This window comes from Cyanobium sp. LEGE 06113 (genome assembly GCF_015207615.1).
Genome location: NZ_JADEWM010000001.1, coordinates 633,572 through 645,710, shown reverse-complemented (window position 1 = coordinate 645,710; position 12,139 = coordinate 633,572). Strand labels below are relative to the sequence as shown.

The following is a 12,139-nucleotide window of genomic DNA, read 5'->3' as shown; positions in this document are numbered from 1 at the left end:
GTAACGCCGCTGCGTGGCAGCCGCAGAGGCCAACCACTCAGCGGCGTTCAGCCTCAGAGCACCTGGCCGAGAGCCACGGCCGCGATGGCTGAGAACAGGGTGATGCCGAGCGCGGTGATCGGGTTCTGTCCCTGGGCCACCGCGACGGTGGTCACCACCCCGGCACCGATGCAGGCCACGGCCAGCTGGGTGAACAGTTCACCGCGGTCACGAGGCGTGGGGCTGGGGGTCATGGCGCTGCCAAGGTCGTCAGCAGACCGTAAGGGGGGTGGACAGGCCGACCCAGCTGGAACCACGGGCTTGTTACCTGGCGTCGGAGTTCGTTACGCCCCGCAACCTGGAGGCGGGGCGGGCCCGCCCCGTGCTGGCCCATTGCTCCAGGGCCTCGAGCTGCTCGCGGGCCGTGCGGCTGAGGGGAACCACCTGGCTGGCGGCGGCGATCAGGTCGGCCTCGCCGAACTCGCGCCGCTCGGCAAAGGCCAGGTGCATGGCCTCGATCACCGTCTGCTCCAGCTCCGCTCCGGAGAAGCCCGCCGTGCGATCCACCAACACCTCCAGCGGCAGGCTGTGGCCCGGCCGGCGCTGGCGCAATTGCAGGTCGAGGATGGCGCGCCGTTCCTCCGCTCCCGGCAGTGCCAGCAGAAAAATCTCATCGAAGCGACCCTTGCGCAGCAGTTCGGGGGGCAGCCTCTCGGCCGCGTTGGCCGTGGCCACCACGAACACCGGGCTGGTCTTTTCCGCCATCCAGGTGAGCACCGTGCCCAGCACCCGCTGGCTGGTGCCGCCGTCACTGCGGCCGTCGCTGCTGGCCCCGAGGCCGAAGCCCTTGTCCACCTCATCGATCCAGAGCACGCAGGGCGCCATGGCCTCCACCCTCTGGATCATGTCGCGGGTGCGGGCCTCCGAGGCCCCCACCAGGCCGGCGAACAGGCGCCCCACATCCAGCCGCAGCAGGGGCATCGACCAGCTGTGGGCAATGGCCTTGGCCGTGAGCGACTTGCCCGTTCCCTGGGGGCCCACCAGCAGCACTCCCCGGGGCAGGGGCAACCCGTAGGCCCGGGCCTCCTCGCTGAAGGCCCGGCGCCGTTGCTCCAGCCAGTGCTTGAGGGATTCGAGCCCGCCGATGTCGGCCGGGCTGGAGCTGCTGGGGCAGTACTCCAGCAGGTCGCTCTTGGCGATCGCCTGGCGCTTTTCCTCCAGCACCTCGGCCAGGTCGTCGGCACCCAGCTGGCCGCGGCGGGCCAGGGCGCGGGCCGCCAGCTGGCGCACGCGCTGTTCGCTGAGGCCGTGGCAGGCGCCGAGAGCTGGCGCAGCACCGGCGGATCGAGCGCCCGGCCACTGGCGGCGGCGATCGAGCTCAGCAGCTGGCCGATCTCCTCGGCATCCGGCAGCGGCAGATCCAGCAGGGTGATGCAGTCATCGAGGTCCGGCGGCACCTTCCAGTCCGGCGCCGTGATGATCAGGGTGCGGGGGGTCTGGCGCAGGCTGCCGGCCAGGTTGCGCAGGCGGCGGCAGATGCCGGCATCCTCGCCGTAGCGGTGGAAGTCGCGCAGCAGCAGGATCGCGCCCTGCTCAGCAGGCAGGGAATCGAGGCAGCTCAGGGCTGCCATCGGATTGCGGCTGGCCTCGCCCTCGCGGTTCGGGGCGCCGCGCAGGCCATCCACGAAGTCCCAGCGCAGCAGGGTGCGGTTGCCCAGCCGCCGCGCCGCCTGCTCCAGCAGGGCCTCCACCCGCTGCTCCTCGAGGCTGCGGATCCAGATGATCGGGGTGCGGGCCCGGATCATCAGGTCGAGGTGGTCGGCCCAGCTGGTTTCGCTCATGGTTGCGGTCTGGGATGGTTTGGCCCCTTGGCGGCGTTCTGGCGCAGAGCGGCCAGGGCTGCCCAGCGGGGGTCGCCGCCGGCGGCCTCGCCAGGCAGCTCGCCAGCGGGCTCCCCCACGGGTGGGCCGCTGCCCCAGTGGGCCGGGCCCGGGCAGTCGGCACCGCAGCGATTCACCAGGGGCAGCTGCAGGCTCAGCTGCTCGAAGATCCAGTGGGCCGGGTCGAAGTCGCCGCGGGGATCGAGCGATTCGCTGAGGCTGTCGGCGTCGAGATCGAGGCGGGGATCCAGCGCCCGGGTCAGGGCCACATCCAGGCTCTGGGGGTCGGCCGACCCCAGCCAGATCAGCTCCTGAGCCTTGGCTTCCAGGGAGTGGTTGTAGTGGCCCAGGCAGCGGTCGCAGCAGAGGGTCACGATCGTGGCCGCCTCCCCCTCCACCTCCAGGGCGTCGCCGCGGTGCACCGCCCGCACCACGCCCCGCACCGGCGTGAGGCTGTCCAGGCCGTTGAGGTGGTGCTCCAGAGGCCATTCGAGGCCGCCCTTGAGGGCCTGGAGCTCACGGATCGGCACGGGCCGCAGCCGTGGCGGCGCAGGGGGGGTGGCGTGGGGAGAATCCATCGGGGGTTGGTGGGGCGGGAAGCACCGGTGGCCGCAGTCCTCCATGCCGCTGCGGTGGACCCGCTGGCATCACCGGCGCGGGATCATTTCTTGCCCTTGGGCTCGAAGGGAAGCCGGCCGCCCCGCTCGCCGATGCCGACGCCGCCGGCTGCCACGGTGATGGCCTGCTGCGACCGCTGCTGATCGAGGATGGCCTGCAGGTTGTCGGGCAGGGCCTCGCGGCTGAGCAGAAAGGTCTGCAGAGCCTGAAAGATATTCGCCACCACCATGTAGAGCAGCACGCCGGCCGGCAGGGGGAAGAACAGGAACATGGCCGTGATCATCACGGGGGTGATCTTGTTGGCCGTGGACTGCTGCGGATTGGCCGGCATGCCCATCCCCGAGAGGATCTGGGAGATGAACAGGGTGGCGCCGAAGCCGGCCACCAGGCCGGCGATGTCCCAGTTCACCTGGCCTTCGCTCATGAAGCCCACCTGACCCAGGGCCTTGATGAACAGGAAGCCGCTGCGGGCCGCCAGGCCTGGAATCTTGGCCTCCACCGTGGCGTCGCCGGGGGCGATGGCGGTGATGGTGCCGTTCTGATCCACCCGCACCACCTCCTCGCCCTTGGTCACGCTCCAGCTGGGCTGGAAGGCGTCGCCGTTCTCCACCCCGGCCAGCACCGAGGCGAAGCTCTCATCGGTCTTGGTGTGCAGCGTCACGGTTTCGCTGCTGCCCACCGCCAGCTTGTTGCCGGCCTCGAGGCTGGCGATCACCGGCACATGGCTGGTGCTGGTGACGAAGATCGAGTGGCTGGCCGTGTTGAAGGGCTTGGTCTCGATCGTGGCCACCTGGTCGGCGGGCAGCACCTTGAGGTTCACGGTGTAGGGCACATCCGCGAAGGGTGAGCCCCGCAGGGTGGCGAACAGGGCGAACAGGATCGGCATCTGCACCAGCAGGGGCAGACAGCCCGCCAGAGGGCTGCCGAACTCCTTCATCAACTTGCCCAGCTCCTCCTGTTGTTTCTGGGGGTTGCTGGCGTGCCGAGCCTTGATCTCGGCCTGGCGCTTCTGCATCACCGGCTGGGCGATGCGCATGCGGCGGGCATTGCGGATCGATCCGGCGCTGAGCGGAAACAGGGCGAGCCGGATCACCACCGTGAGGGCAATGATCGCCAGCCCGTAGCTCGGCACCAATCCGTAGAAGAAATCGAGGATCGGGAGGAGCAGGTTGTCGGAGATGTAGCCGATCACAGCGGTGGGGGCCTGGGGGTTGAAGGAGGGCGAGGCTCAGTGTGCCTGAGCAGGCGGGGGTTCAGGCGGCCATGCCCTTGGGGGCGGCCGGACGCCTGGCCTGACGGCGTTCCTCGATGTAGGCCTCCAGCTCACGAAACCTGGGCATGGAGCGCATTTCGAGCTTGGCGCCGTCGTTGAGCACCAGCACCATGTCGCCCCAGGCGCCGAAGCCCCGGGGCACGCTGCGCACCTCCCGGATCTGGCTGTACACCACCTGGGTGCGGTCGCGGCCCAGCCAGCCGCCGTTGATCTCGATGCGGCGGCTGGTGATGCGGAAGCGCAGCCACAGGGCGCGCACCACGGCGCCCACGGCAAAGGGCAGGCCGATCACGGTGAGGCCGAAGAGCAGGTTGGTGATCAGGTCGCCCTTGGCCGGGCCCCCTTCGTAGAACACCGTTTCCTGGATCTCGGTGGGGCTCTGCTTGCTCATCGTCTCAGACCTGCCCGGTGCAGAAGCTGTTCACATTCTTCCAGCAGGGCGTCGTCTTCGCGATCGACACTGCCTGGCTTGAGGCTGAGCAGCAGCCAGATCGGCCCCTGGCATGGGGCGATCCCCTGGTTGGTCAGGTGGTTGTGCAGCAGCCGGCGCAGGTGGTTGCGCCGCACGGCCCGCTTGTGCACTTTGGAGCTGATCACCACCCCACAGCGCCAGGGACTCGGGGCATGGCCACGCTCGGCGGCGGGCTCGAGAGCGGGCTTGACGGGATGCCAGCGCAGGCTGAGGTGGGGGCTGTGGAGCTGTCGGCCCCGGCGGTAGAGGGCGTCAAAGACCCGCTGCCCCTTCAGGCGGTGGCGGCGGGGCAGAGCCATGGGTTCAGACGGCGAGGCGGGAGCGGCCGCGACGACGACGGGTGCGGATCACACGGCGGCCGGTGTGGCTGCGCATGCGCACCCGGAAACCAGAAACCCGCTTGCGCTTGCGGCTCGTGCCCCCCAGGGTTCGCTTGGTCATGGCTCTCTGTTCGCTCCTTCCGTCGCGTGTTGACTGGTGATCGATCAAGCTATCAGGCCAGCTTGCGCCGCCTGGCCTGAACTCAGTTGCTGGGCGGGTCGATCTGGATCAGCCAGCTGCCCAGGTAGCCCGAGATCGGCACCTCGCCGGGGGCCTGGGCCAGGGCATTGAACTGGTACATCCCCACATCAAAGGGGTTGAACAGACGCATGTACACACCGATGGTGTCGGTGTCAGACACCGGCGTGTCGGGGAAGATCTCAATGGCACCGCCGTTCTCGGCGATCTCGATCGTGGCGGGGATGGTCTCCAGGCAGCGCGTGCGCGACAGCATGCCGCCCTTGCTCATCCTGCAGAGCTCCACCCGGCTGGGATCGATCTTGGCGTCAAAGTGATCGGGGATCGTGACGCTGAGCTTGAGGATGGCCGTCTTGCGGTCCTTCGGGCGCAGCACCAGGTAGTACTCCGAGCGCTGCAGGCGCTGGGTGTTGGTCATGAAGAAATAGAGCTTGCGGTAGTCGCGGCTGTTCTCCCAGCGGAACTCCAGCAAGCCAGGGGTGCCCTGGGCACGGGCCGGCGGCTGCAGGGCCGCAGGGCTCAGCAGACTCAGGGCGCTGAGGGCGGCGGTACCGAGACCCGCTGCCAGGGCGAGGGCCAGGGGGCGGCGTGGTGGGTGGAAACCCATGGGGCCTGCTCCGATCAATCCCTCAATCCCAGCAGAGCGGACGGAGCGCTGCGGGCTGGGGTGGTCGGCGGGCTAGCTGGCGCGGTCGGGCCGCAGGCGGCTCGCGCCCCGCAGATAGGGATGGCAGGGCTGGCGATCCGGATCCATCCAGGCGTGGGCCAGCAGGCGGATGCAGTGGGTCAGATCCCCTGCCACCGCCATCTGCTGACAGTCGAGCAGGGCAACATGCTCCCAGCCAGCGCGGCGCCTGGCGATCGCGGCCGGGAAGCAGGCGTCGAGGTCCGTGGTCACCGAGAAGGTCACCGAGAGCACCTGATGGCCTTCCAGGCCATTGCGCTCCACCAGCGCCTGCATCAGTTCCGCCACGGCCTCGTCGATGGCAGCCGCCGTGTTCGCCTGGCAGGTGGTGGCCCCGCGCAGGGCCCGCAGCTGCAGCCCGCCGCTCATGGGCGGAACAGCCACAGGGGCTGGCCGCACCAGCCGAGCTCCAGGCTGAGCAGCTGCTGCAGCCGATCCACCTGGCTGCGGCCGGGGATCAGGCCGGCGAAGCGCCTGGGTGGCGCCCCGAAGGTGATCGGCCGGGTCTTCTCCGCATCCAGCCCGGCCAGGTCGGCCGCCAGGCGGCGGGCCGCCTCCTCATCCCCGAGAACATCCACCAGACCGAGTTCCAGGGCCTGGGCCCCACTGAACACGCGCCCATCGGCGAAGGCCCGCACCGCCTTGGTCTCGAGCTGGCGCCCTTCAGCCACGGCGTCCACGAATTGCTGGTAGCTGGAGTCGATCAGGCTCTGCAGCAGCTCCCGTTCCGCCTCGCTCAGGGCCCGATCCGGCGAGAGGATGTCCTTGTAGAGGCCGCTCTTCACCGTTTCGAAGCTCACGCCGAGCCGCTTCAGCAGCTTCGAGAGGTTGTTGCCCCGCAGGATCACGCCGATCGAGCCGGTGATGCTGCCGGGGTTGGCCACGATCTTCTCGGCCGCCACGCCGATGTACACCCCCCCGGAGGCGGAGATGTTGCCGAAACTGGCCACCACCCGGCAGCCCTTCTGACGCAGCCGCAGCAGGGCGGCATGGATCTCCTGGCTGTCGCCCACCGTGCCGCCGGGACTGTCGATCCGCAGCAGCAGGGCCGGGCACTCCCGTTGCTCCACCTGGCGCAGGGCCTTCAGCACCCTGGTGCGCGTGCCCCCGCCGATGGGGCCTTCGATGGCGATCCGCGCCATGGTGCGGCGTGTCTTGCGGCGCCAGGGCCAGACCATGGAACTCTTGTGTGGTTGCCGGATCTTAAAAAGAAGCCCCCACCGGCCTTGAAAACCGCCCCCATGCCCCAGGCCCTGCGCTGGCTGCTGATGCTGTTGCCGTTCGCCCTCTGGGGCACGGCGATGGCGGCCATGCGCCCGCTGCTCAGCGACGGCGGCCCCCTGCTGGTGGCCACCCTGCGGCTGCTGCCGGCCGGGGTGCTGCTGCTGCTGGCGGCGCTGCTGCTGGGCCGTCCCCTCGCTATCCACCGCGCTGACTGGCCCTGGCTGCTCGCCTTCGCCCTGGTGGACGGGGCCCTGTTCCAGGGCTTGCTGGCCCGGGGCCTGGTGCAGACCGGGGCTGGCCTGGGCTCGGTGCTGATCGACTCCCAGCCCCTGCTGGTGGCCCTGATGGCCCGCAGCCTGTTCGGCGAGGCGATCAACCCGGTGGGCTGGCTGGGGCTGGTGCTGGGGCTGCTGGGCATCCTCTGCCTGGGACTGCCGGCCGCCGTGCTGCGCCACTGGTGGCTGGAAGGACCCCTGGTGCTGGATCAGCGGGCCTGGAGCCATGGCGAGCTCTGGATGCTGGCCGCGGCGGTGGCGATGGCGGTGGGCACGGTGCTCTGCCGCTATGCCGTGCGCCACAGCGATCCGCTGGCGGTCACCGGCTGGCACATGCTGCTGGGGGGTCTGCCGCTGCTGGCGCTGCACGGGGCGCCGCTGCTGGCCTCGGGTGGCCCCTGGCTGCCGGCCTGGTCGTCGCTGCAGTGGGGCCTGATGGCCTACGCCAGCCTGCTGGGCAGCGCCCTGCCTACGGCTTGTTCTTCTGGTTCGCGAGCAGCGGTGATCTCACCGGCTTCACCGCTCTCACCTTCCTGACTCCCGTGTTTGCCGTGCTCTGTGGGGTGGTGTGGCTGCAGGAGCGGCTCTCGCCGCTGCAGTGGCTGGGGGCCGGCCTGGCGATGGTGTCGGTGCTGCTGATCAACCGCCGCCAGCAGCTCTGGGGAGGACCGCTCTGATGCGGATCCTGGTGGTGAACACCCCGATGGGCCCCCTGGGCAGCGGCGCCGGTGGCGGTGTGGAGCTCACGGCCTTCTCCCTGGTGGCGGGGCTGCTGCAGCGCGGCCACCAGGTGATGGTGCTGGCCGCCGAGGGCTCCCGGCTGCCGCCCAGCTGCGGCGGCGCTGAGCTCTGGTTGGAGCGGGGCGAGGCCCAGCCCAGCTGCCAGCACCAGGAGCGCCACAGCCCGGTGCTGATCCCGGCCGATGGCCTGCTGCCCCGTCTCTGGCGACGGGCCCTGAGCGAGCAGCATCGCGCCGATGTGATCCTGAACCTCGCCTACGACTGGCTGCCGCTCTGGCTCACGCCCCACGTGACCACACCCCTGGCCCACCTGATCAGCATGGGATCGGTGGGCGAGGCGATGGATGCGGTGATCGCTGAGGTGGCGGGCCGCCAGCCGGGGCGCCTGGCCTTTCACACCGCCGCCCAGGCCGCCGATTTCAGCCTGCCGGCAGCGCCGCGGCTGGTGGGCAACGGTTTTGATCTGGATCAGTACGGCTTCAATCCCGAGCCAGAGCGACTGCTGGGCTGGGCCGGCCGCATCGCCCCCGAGAAGGGCCTGGAGGATGCGGCGGCCGTGGCGGCCCAGCTGCAGATTCCCCTGGCGGTGTGGGGTCTGCCCCAGGATCCGGCCTATGCCCGCTGGGTGGAGAGCTCCGTGCCCCCCGGCACGCTGCAGTGGCGGGGGTTTCTGCCCACCGAGCAGTTGCAGCGCGAGCTGGGGCGCTGCGCGGTGCTGCTCAACACCCCGAAGTGGAACGAGGCCTTCGGCAACGTGGTGGTGGAGGCCATGGCCTGTGGTGTGCCGGTGGCCGCCTATGCCCGCGGTGGCCCGGGGGAACTGGTGCAGGAGGGGCTTACCGGTGCCCTCGCGGCTGCCGATGACCGGGCGGCCCTGGCGTTGGCCACCGAACGGGCGCTGGGGGTGGAGCGGGCGGCCTGCCGACGCTGGGCGGAGCGCCACTGCTCGCGGGCGGTGTTCGCCGAGCGGATCGAGGGCTGGCTGGAGGAGGTGTGGCGGGAGGCGGGGCTGCAGGGGGCAGGTGCTGCAGCGGCGGGTGGCCCCGGCCGGCGCAGATAGGGTCGCCCCAGTTCCCTGGGCCCTGTGACCCCTGCTCCGGTTTCCACCTCCCAGCGTCGCCGGGTGCTGCTGCTCTGTCTTGGCCTGGGGGTGGTGCTGTTTCTGTGGCAGCTGGGGGTCAGCGGCCTGGTGGACGAGACGCCGCCGCTGTTCGCCGCCTCCGCCCGGGCGATGGCCGAGGCCGGCGACTGGCTGATTCCGTGGGTCAACGGCCTGCCGCGCTACGACAAGCCGCCACTGGTGTACTGGGGGATGGGCCTGGTCTATGCCCTTCCCGGCCAGGGGTGGTGGAACCCCCTGGGCACCTGGGCGGCCCGGCTGCCCTCAGCCCTGGCCACGATCGGGCTGATGCTGGCCCTGGCCGACACCCTGCTGCGCTGGCCCCAGCACGGCCGCCGTGCCGCCCTGGCTGCCCTGACGGCCGCCGTGGCCTTCGCCCTCTCGCCCCTGGTGCTGCTGTGGGGACGGATCGCGGTGAGCGACGGCCTCTTTTCCGGTTGCCTGGGCCTCAGCCTGCTGCTCTGCTGGCGCTGCTACGCCGCGGGCGGCCGCGGCTGGTGGTGGGGCTGGCTCTGGCTGGGCCTGGCGGTGCTCGCCAAGGGGCCGGTGGCGGTGTTGTTGCTCGGCCTCACCCAGCTGCTGTTCGGGTGGCTGCAGGGTGACCTGGCGCGGCTCTGGTGCCGGCTGCGGCCGCTGCCCGGCCTGGCGATCACGGCGGCCCTGAGCCTGCCCTGGTACGGCCTGGCCCTGGCGGTGGAGGGGGAGCCCTTCTGGCGCAGTTTCTTCGGCTACCACAACCTGCAGCGCTTCACGGCTGCGGTGAACAACCACTCCCAGCCCTGGTGGTTTTTCGGGCCGGTGCTGCTGCTGGCCAGCCTGCCCTGGAGCCCGGTGCTGCTGCTGGGCCTGGTGCAGGGCCTCAGGGGGCCCGAGGCCTGGCGCTGGCGCCCGGTTCCGGTGGCGCCGCTGCCCCCGGCCCTGTCGCTGCAGCGCTACAGCGCCTGCTGGCTGCTGGCGGTGCTGCTGTTCTTCACCCTGGCGGCCACCAAGCTGCCCAGCTACTGGCTGCCCGCCACGCCTGCCGCCGGGCTGCTGGCGGCCCTGGCGGCCCAGCGGGCTCAGGCGAAGCGCTGGGGCTGGGGTTGGGCTGCGGTCAGCACGGTGCTGTTGAGCCTGGTGATGGCCCTTGCTTTCGCCGCTGCCCCCCTGTGGCTGCCGCTGGTGATCACGCCGGAGATGCCGTCGCTGCCCCAGGAGCTGCTGGAGTCGAGGCTGCTGGCCCTCGCCGCCGCCTGTTACGGCCTGGCCGCCCTGGTGGGGGCGGTGCTGTGGTGGCGGCGTCAGCCGCTGCCGGGGCTGGCGGCCCTGCAGGTGCCGCTGCTGCTGTTCGTGCCGCTGGTGCTGCTGCCCAGCTGGCAGCTGGGGGATCGGCTGCGGGGCCTGCCGGTGCGGGCCATGGCCAGCGCCGTGCGGCAGCACCAGACGCCTGACCAGCCCCTGGCCATGGTGGGCATGTTGAAGCCCTCGCTGCACTACTACAGCCGCCGTGTGGTGATCTACGAGGGGGCACCGGCCACGGGGCTGGTGAACCTGGCCGATCGCCTGGGCCGGGAGCGTCGCCGGGGTCAGGAGCCGAGCGGGGCGGAGCAGCAGCCTTCGGTGCTGCTGGTGATCGATGCCGCCACGGCTGAGCGGCCCCACTGGCGCGCTCTGGAGCCCGAGCTGCTGGCCTCCTCCGGCATCTATCGACTCTGGCGCCTGGATCGCCAGCGCCTGGAGCGCCGGGCCGCGGCACTGGCCGCCGCCGGTGTACGGCCCGATTGGCAGGATCCGCGGCCCGAGCGCTACTGAGGGCTGCCGCTGACGGGGTTCTCGGCGAGGAGCTGACGGCGGCAGAAGCTGCAGCTGCCCCAGCGGGCCATCTCCCCGGCGGGGGCTGGGCAGTGGCAGCCGGGGCAGGTGGCCATGCCGTGCACATCCACCCGGCTGGGGTGCCGGGCCCAGCTGCCTGCTGTCTCCTCAGCGGCCAGACCGGGCTGGGTGACTGGATGGTGCTGGGTGAGGCGCACCTCCCGCACGGCAAAGCCGGCGGCCCGCAGGCTGCCCAGCAACTGGTGGCGGTTGTACTGCAGGGCCTGCAGCCAGGGGCCGGGGGCGGCTCCCACCGTGAGCACCGAGCCCTGCAGGCGCAGGGGGCGGCAGTGTGGGACCAGTTGGGGACCGGCCAGCGTCGGCCAGCGCTGCCATAGCGCCCCGAGGTTGCCCTGGCGCTGCCACTGCTGCTGCAGGGTGTCGAGGCACTGGGCCAGGGCCGTGGCCGGCGGATGGCTGGCCGGCACCATCACCGTGATGCTGCCGATACGGCGCTGACCCGTGGCCGGGGCATTGCCGTGGCTCCGCTGTCGCTGCGACCCTGCCATTGCCGCCAATCAGATCCTGCCTCCATTCTGAGTCCTGAGCGCGATGGTGCCGCTCCGATCAGACGCCGGTGGCGTTCATGGTTAGCCTCTGGCCTTGCCCCCAGCTGCGCCATGGGCTTTTTTGACCGCCTCAGCCGACTGCTCCGTGCCAACGCCAATGCGGCGATCGGCAGCATGGAGGATCCCTCCAAGATCCTTGACCAGTCCGTCGCGGACATGCAGTCCGACCTGATCAAGCTCCGCCAGGCGGTGGCCACGGCCATTGCCAGTCAGAAGCGGATCGCCAACCAGGCCGAACAGGCCGAGAGCCAGTCCAAGACCTGGTATCAGCGCGCCGAACTGGCCCTCCAGAAGGGGGAGGACGACCTCGCCCGCGAGGCCCTCACCCGCCGCAAGACCTACGACGACACCGCCACCGCCCTCAACGCCCAGCTCAACAGCCAGGCCGGCCAGGTGGACGCGCTCAAGAAGAGCCTGGTGGCGCTGGAGGCCAAGATCGCCGAGGCCAAGACCAAGAAGGACATGCTCAAGGCCCGGGCCCAGGCCGCCCAGGCCCAGGAGCAGCTCCAGAGCGCCGTGGGCAACCTCGGCACCAACTCCTCGATGGCGGCCTTCGAGCGCATGGAGGAAAAGGTGCAGAACCTGGAGGCCCGCAGCCAGGCGGCGGCCGAGCTGGCCGGCGCCGACCTCGAGAGCCAGTTCGCTGCGCTTGAGAGCAGCGATGTGGACGATGAGCTCGCCGCTCTCAAGAACCGGCTCTCCGGCGCCGCCGGCCCGGAACCTGTGGCCCTGCCCAAGGACAGCGATCCGGTGCCCCAGCTGGAGCCGGTGAAGGTGGCCCAAGTGGATGCCGAACTCGAAGAGCTCAAGCGCTCGATCGACAAGCTCTGATCGCCCGTTCTGCTCGCCATGGGCCCTGAACCACCCGCGGGGGTCATGGCCTGATCCGTTGGCTGCCCCTGAGCGGTGCCGGCGGGCCCCTACCTTGAAGCC

Annotated in this window: 13 protein-coding genes and 2 pseudogenes; 4 read left to right on the top strand and 11 right to left on the bottom strand. The window is 70.8% G+C overall.

Going from position 1 to position 12,139, the window contains the following annotated elements:
• Nucleotides 1–53: 53 nt before the first annotated feature.
• The 10 genes and pseudogenes from IQ220_RS03290 to sppA all read right to left on the bottom strand — a co-directional run bounded on the left by IQ220_RS03290 (nt 54) and on the right by sppA (nt 6,604).
• Nucleotides 54–233: a hypothetical protein gene (locus IQ220_RS03290; protein WP_186697068.1), complete on the bottom strand. Its 180-nt coding sequence runs from the start codon at nt 231–233 to the stop codon at nt 54–56.
• Between the two features lie 70 nt (nt 234–303).
• A pseudogene (locus IQ220_RS03285) lies at nt 304–1,820 on the bottom strand (AAA family ATPase).
• Complete coding sequence (locus IQ220_RS03280) at nt 1,817–2,437, bottom strand: DUF177 domain-containing protein (RefSeq protein ID WP_193912839.1); 621 nt, start codon at nt 2,435–2,437, stop codon at nt 1,817–1,819. Before IQ220_RS03280 ends, IQ220_RS03285 begins: the two are co-directional and overlap by 4 nt.
• Nucleotides 2,438–2,520: 83 nt before the next feature.
• A complete protein-coding gene (gene yidC, locus IQ220_RS03275; RefSeq protein WP_186697065.1) occupies nt 2,521–3,669 on the bottom strand; it encodes a membrane protein insertase YidC in 1,149 nt (382 codons plus the stop codon).
• 61 nt (nt 3,670–3,730) lie between these two features.
• Nucleotides 3,731–4,141, bottom strand: coding sequence for a PH domain-containing protein (locus IQ220_RS03270; protein ID WP_186697064.1), 411 nt, complete (start codon nt 4,139–4,141; stop codon nt 3,731–3,733).
• Nucleotides 4,138–4,521: a ribonuclease P protein component gene (locus tag IQ220_RS03265; protein WP_193912841.1), complete on the bottom strand. Its 384-nt coding sequence runs from the start codon at nt 4,519–4,521 to the stop codon at nt 4,138–4,140. The genes IQ220_RS03270 and IQ220_RS03265 overlap by 4 nt, the downstream gene beginning before the upstream one ends.
• A 4-nt stretch (nt 4,522–4,525) precedes the next feature.
• A complete protein-coding gene (gene rpmH / locus IQ220_RS03260; RefSeq protein ID WP_186697062.1) occupies nt 4,526–4,663 on the bottom strand; it encodes a 50S ribosomal protein L34 in 138 nt (45 codons plus the stop codon).
• Between the two features lie 82 nt (nt 4,664–4,745).
• Nucleotides 4,746–5,348 (bottom strand): DUF2808 domain-containing protein, encoded by a 603-nt coding sequence (locus IQ220_RS03255; protein WP_193912843.1) that lies wholly within the window; start codon nt 5,346–5,348, stop codon nt 4,746–4,748.
• A 72-nt stretch (nt 5,349–5,420) separates the two neighbouring features.
• Complete coding sequence (aroH, locus tag IQ220_RS03250; RefSeq protein ID WP_186700667.1) at nt 5,421–5,795, bottom strand: chorismate mutase; 375 nt, start codon at nt 5,793–5,795, stop codon at nt 5,421–5,423.
• A complete protein-coding gene (gene sppA / locus IQ220_RS03245; RefSeq protein WP_193912845.1) occupies nt 5,792–6,604 on the bottom strand; it encodes a signal peptide peptidase SppA in 813 nt (270 codons plus the stop codon). Before sppA ends, aroH begins: the two co-directional genes overlap by 4 nt.
• Before the next feature lie 63 nt (nt 6,605–6,667).
• Between sppA and IQ220_RS03240 the strand changes: the two are divergent.
• From IQ220_RS03240 to IQ220_RS03230, 3 genes and pseudogenes are all read left to right on the top strand, one after another.
• Nucleotides 6,668–7,602: pseudogene (locus tag IQ220_RS03240) on the top strand (DMT family transporter).
• Nucleotides 7,602–8,726, top strand: a complete 1,125-nt coding sequence (locus IQ220_RS03235) for a glycosyltransferase (protein WP_193912846.1) — start codon at nt 7,602–7,604, stop codon at nt 8,724–8,726. Before IQ220_RS03240 ends, IQ220_RS03235 begins: the two are co-directional and overlap by 1 nt.
• 24 nt (nt 8,727–8,750) lie before the next feature.
• On the top strand, nt 8,751–10,577 hold the full coding sequence (locus tag IQ220_RS03230) for a glycosyltransferase family 39 protein (RefSeq protein ID WP_370566291.1): 1,827 nt from the start codon (nt 8,751–8,753) through the stop codon (nt 10,575–10,577).
• Here the strand turns inward: IQ220_RS03230 and IQ220_RS03225 are convergent.
• Nucleotides 10,571–11,146, bottom strand: coding sequence for a DUF721 domain-containing protein (locus tag IQ220_RS03225; RefSeq protein ID WP_193912848.1), 576 nt, complete (start codon nt 11,144–11,146; stop codon nt 10,571–10,573). The two genes, IQ220_RS03230 and IQ220_RS03225, sit on opposite strands and share 7 nt — an antisense overlap.
• A 111-nt stretch (nt 11,147–11,257) precedes the next feature.
• Here IQ220_RS03225 and IQ220_RS03220 point away from each other — a divergent pair, with 111 nt between their 5' ends.
• Nucleotides 11,258–12,037 carry a PspA/IM30 family protein gene (locus tag IQ220_RS03220; protein WP_186697056.1) on the top strand — a complete coding sequence of 260 codons (780 nt, stop codon included), beginning with the start codon at nt 11,258–11,260 and terminating at the stop codon, nt 12,035–12,037.
• Nucleotides 12,038–12,139 lie beyond the last annotated feature (102 nt).

Coding starts and splice junctions, on each gene's coding strand:
- IQ220_RS03265 (WP_193912841.1), bottom strand. CDS start 4,521: ATGGCTCTGCCCCGCCGCCACCGCCTGAAGGGGCAGCGGGTCTTTGAC.
- IQ220_RS03225 (WP_193912848.1), bottom strand. CDS start 11,146: ATGGCAGGGTCGCAGCGACAGCGGAGCCACGGCAATGCCCCGGCCACG.
- IQ220_RS03255 (WP_193912843.1), bottom strand. CDS start 5,348: ATGGGTTTCCACCCACCACGCCGCCCCCTGGCCCTCGCCCTGGCAGCG.
- aroH (WP_186700667.1), bottom strand. CDS start 5,795: ATGAGCGGCGGGCTGCAGCTGCGGGCCCTGCGCGGGGCCACCACCTGC.
- IQ220_RS03280 (WP_193912839.1), bottom strand. CDS start 2,437: ATGGATTCTCCCCACGCCACCCCCCCTGCGCCGCCACGGCTGCGGCCC.
- IQ220_RS03220 (WP_186697056.1), top strand. CDS start 11,258: ATGGGCTTTTTTGACCGCCTCAGCCGACTGCTCCGTGCCAACGCCAAT.
- IQ220_RS03270 (WP_186697064.1), bottom strand. CDS start 4,141: ATGAGCAAGCAGAGCCCCACCGAGATCCAGGAAACGGTGTTCTACGAA.
- IQ220_RS03290 (WP_186697068.1), bottom strand. CDS start 233: ATGACCCCCAGCCCCACGCCTCGTGACCGCGGTGAACTGTTCACCCAG.
- IQ220_RS03235 (WP_193912846.1), top strand. CDS start 7,602: ATGCGGATCCTGGTGGTGAACACCCCGATGGGCCCCCTGGGCAGCGGC.
- sppA (WP_193912845.1), bottom strand. CDS start 6,604: ATGGTCTGGCCCTGGCGCCGCAAGACACGCCGCACCATGGCGCGGATC.
- rpmH (WP_186697062.1), bottom strand. CDS start 4,663: ATGACCAAGCGAACCCTGGGGGGCACGAGCCGCAAGCGCAAGCGGGTT.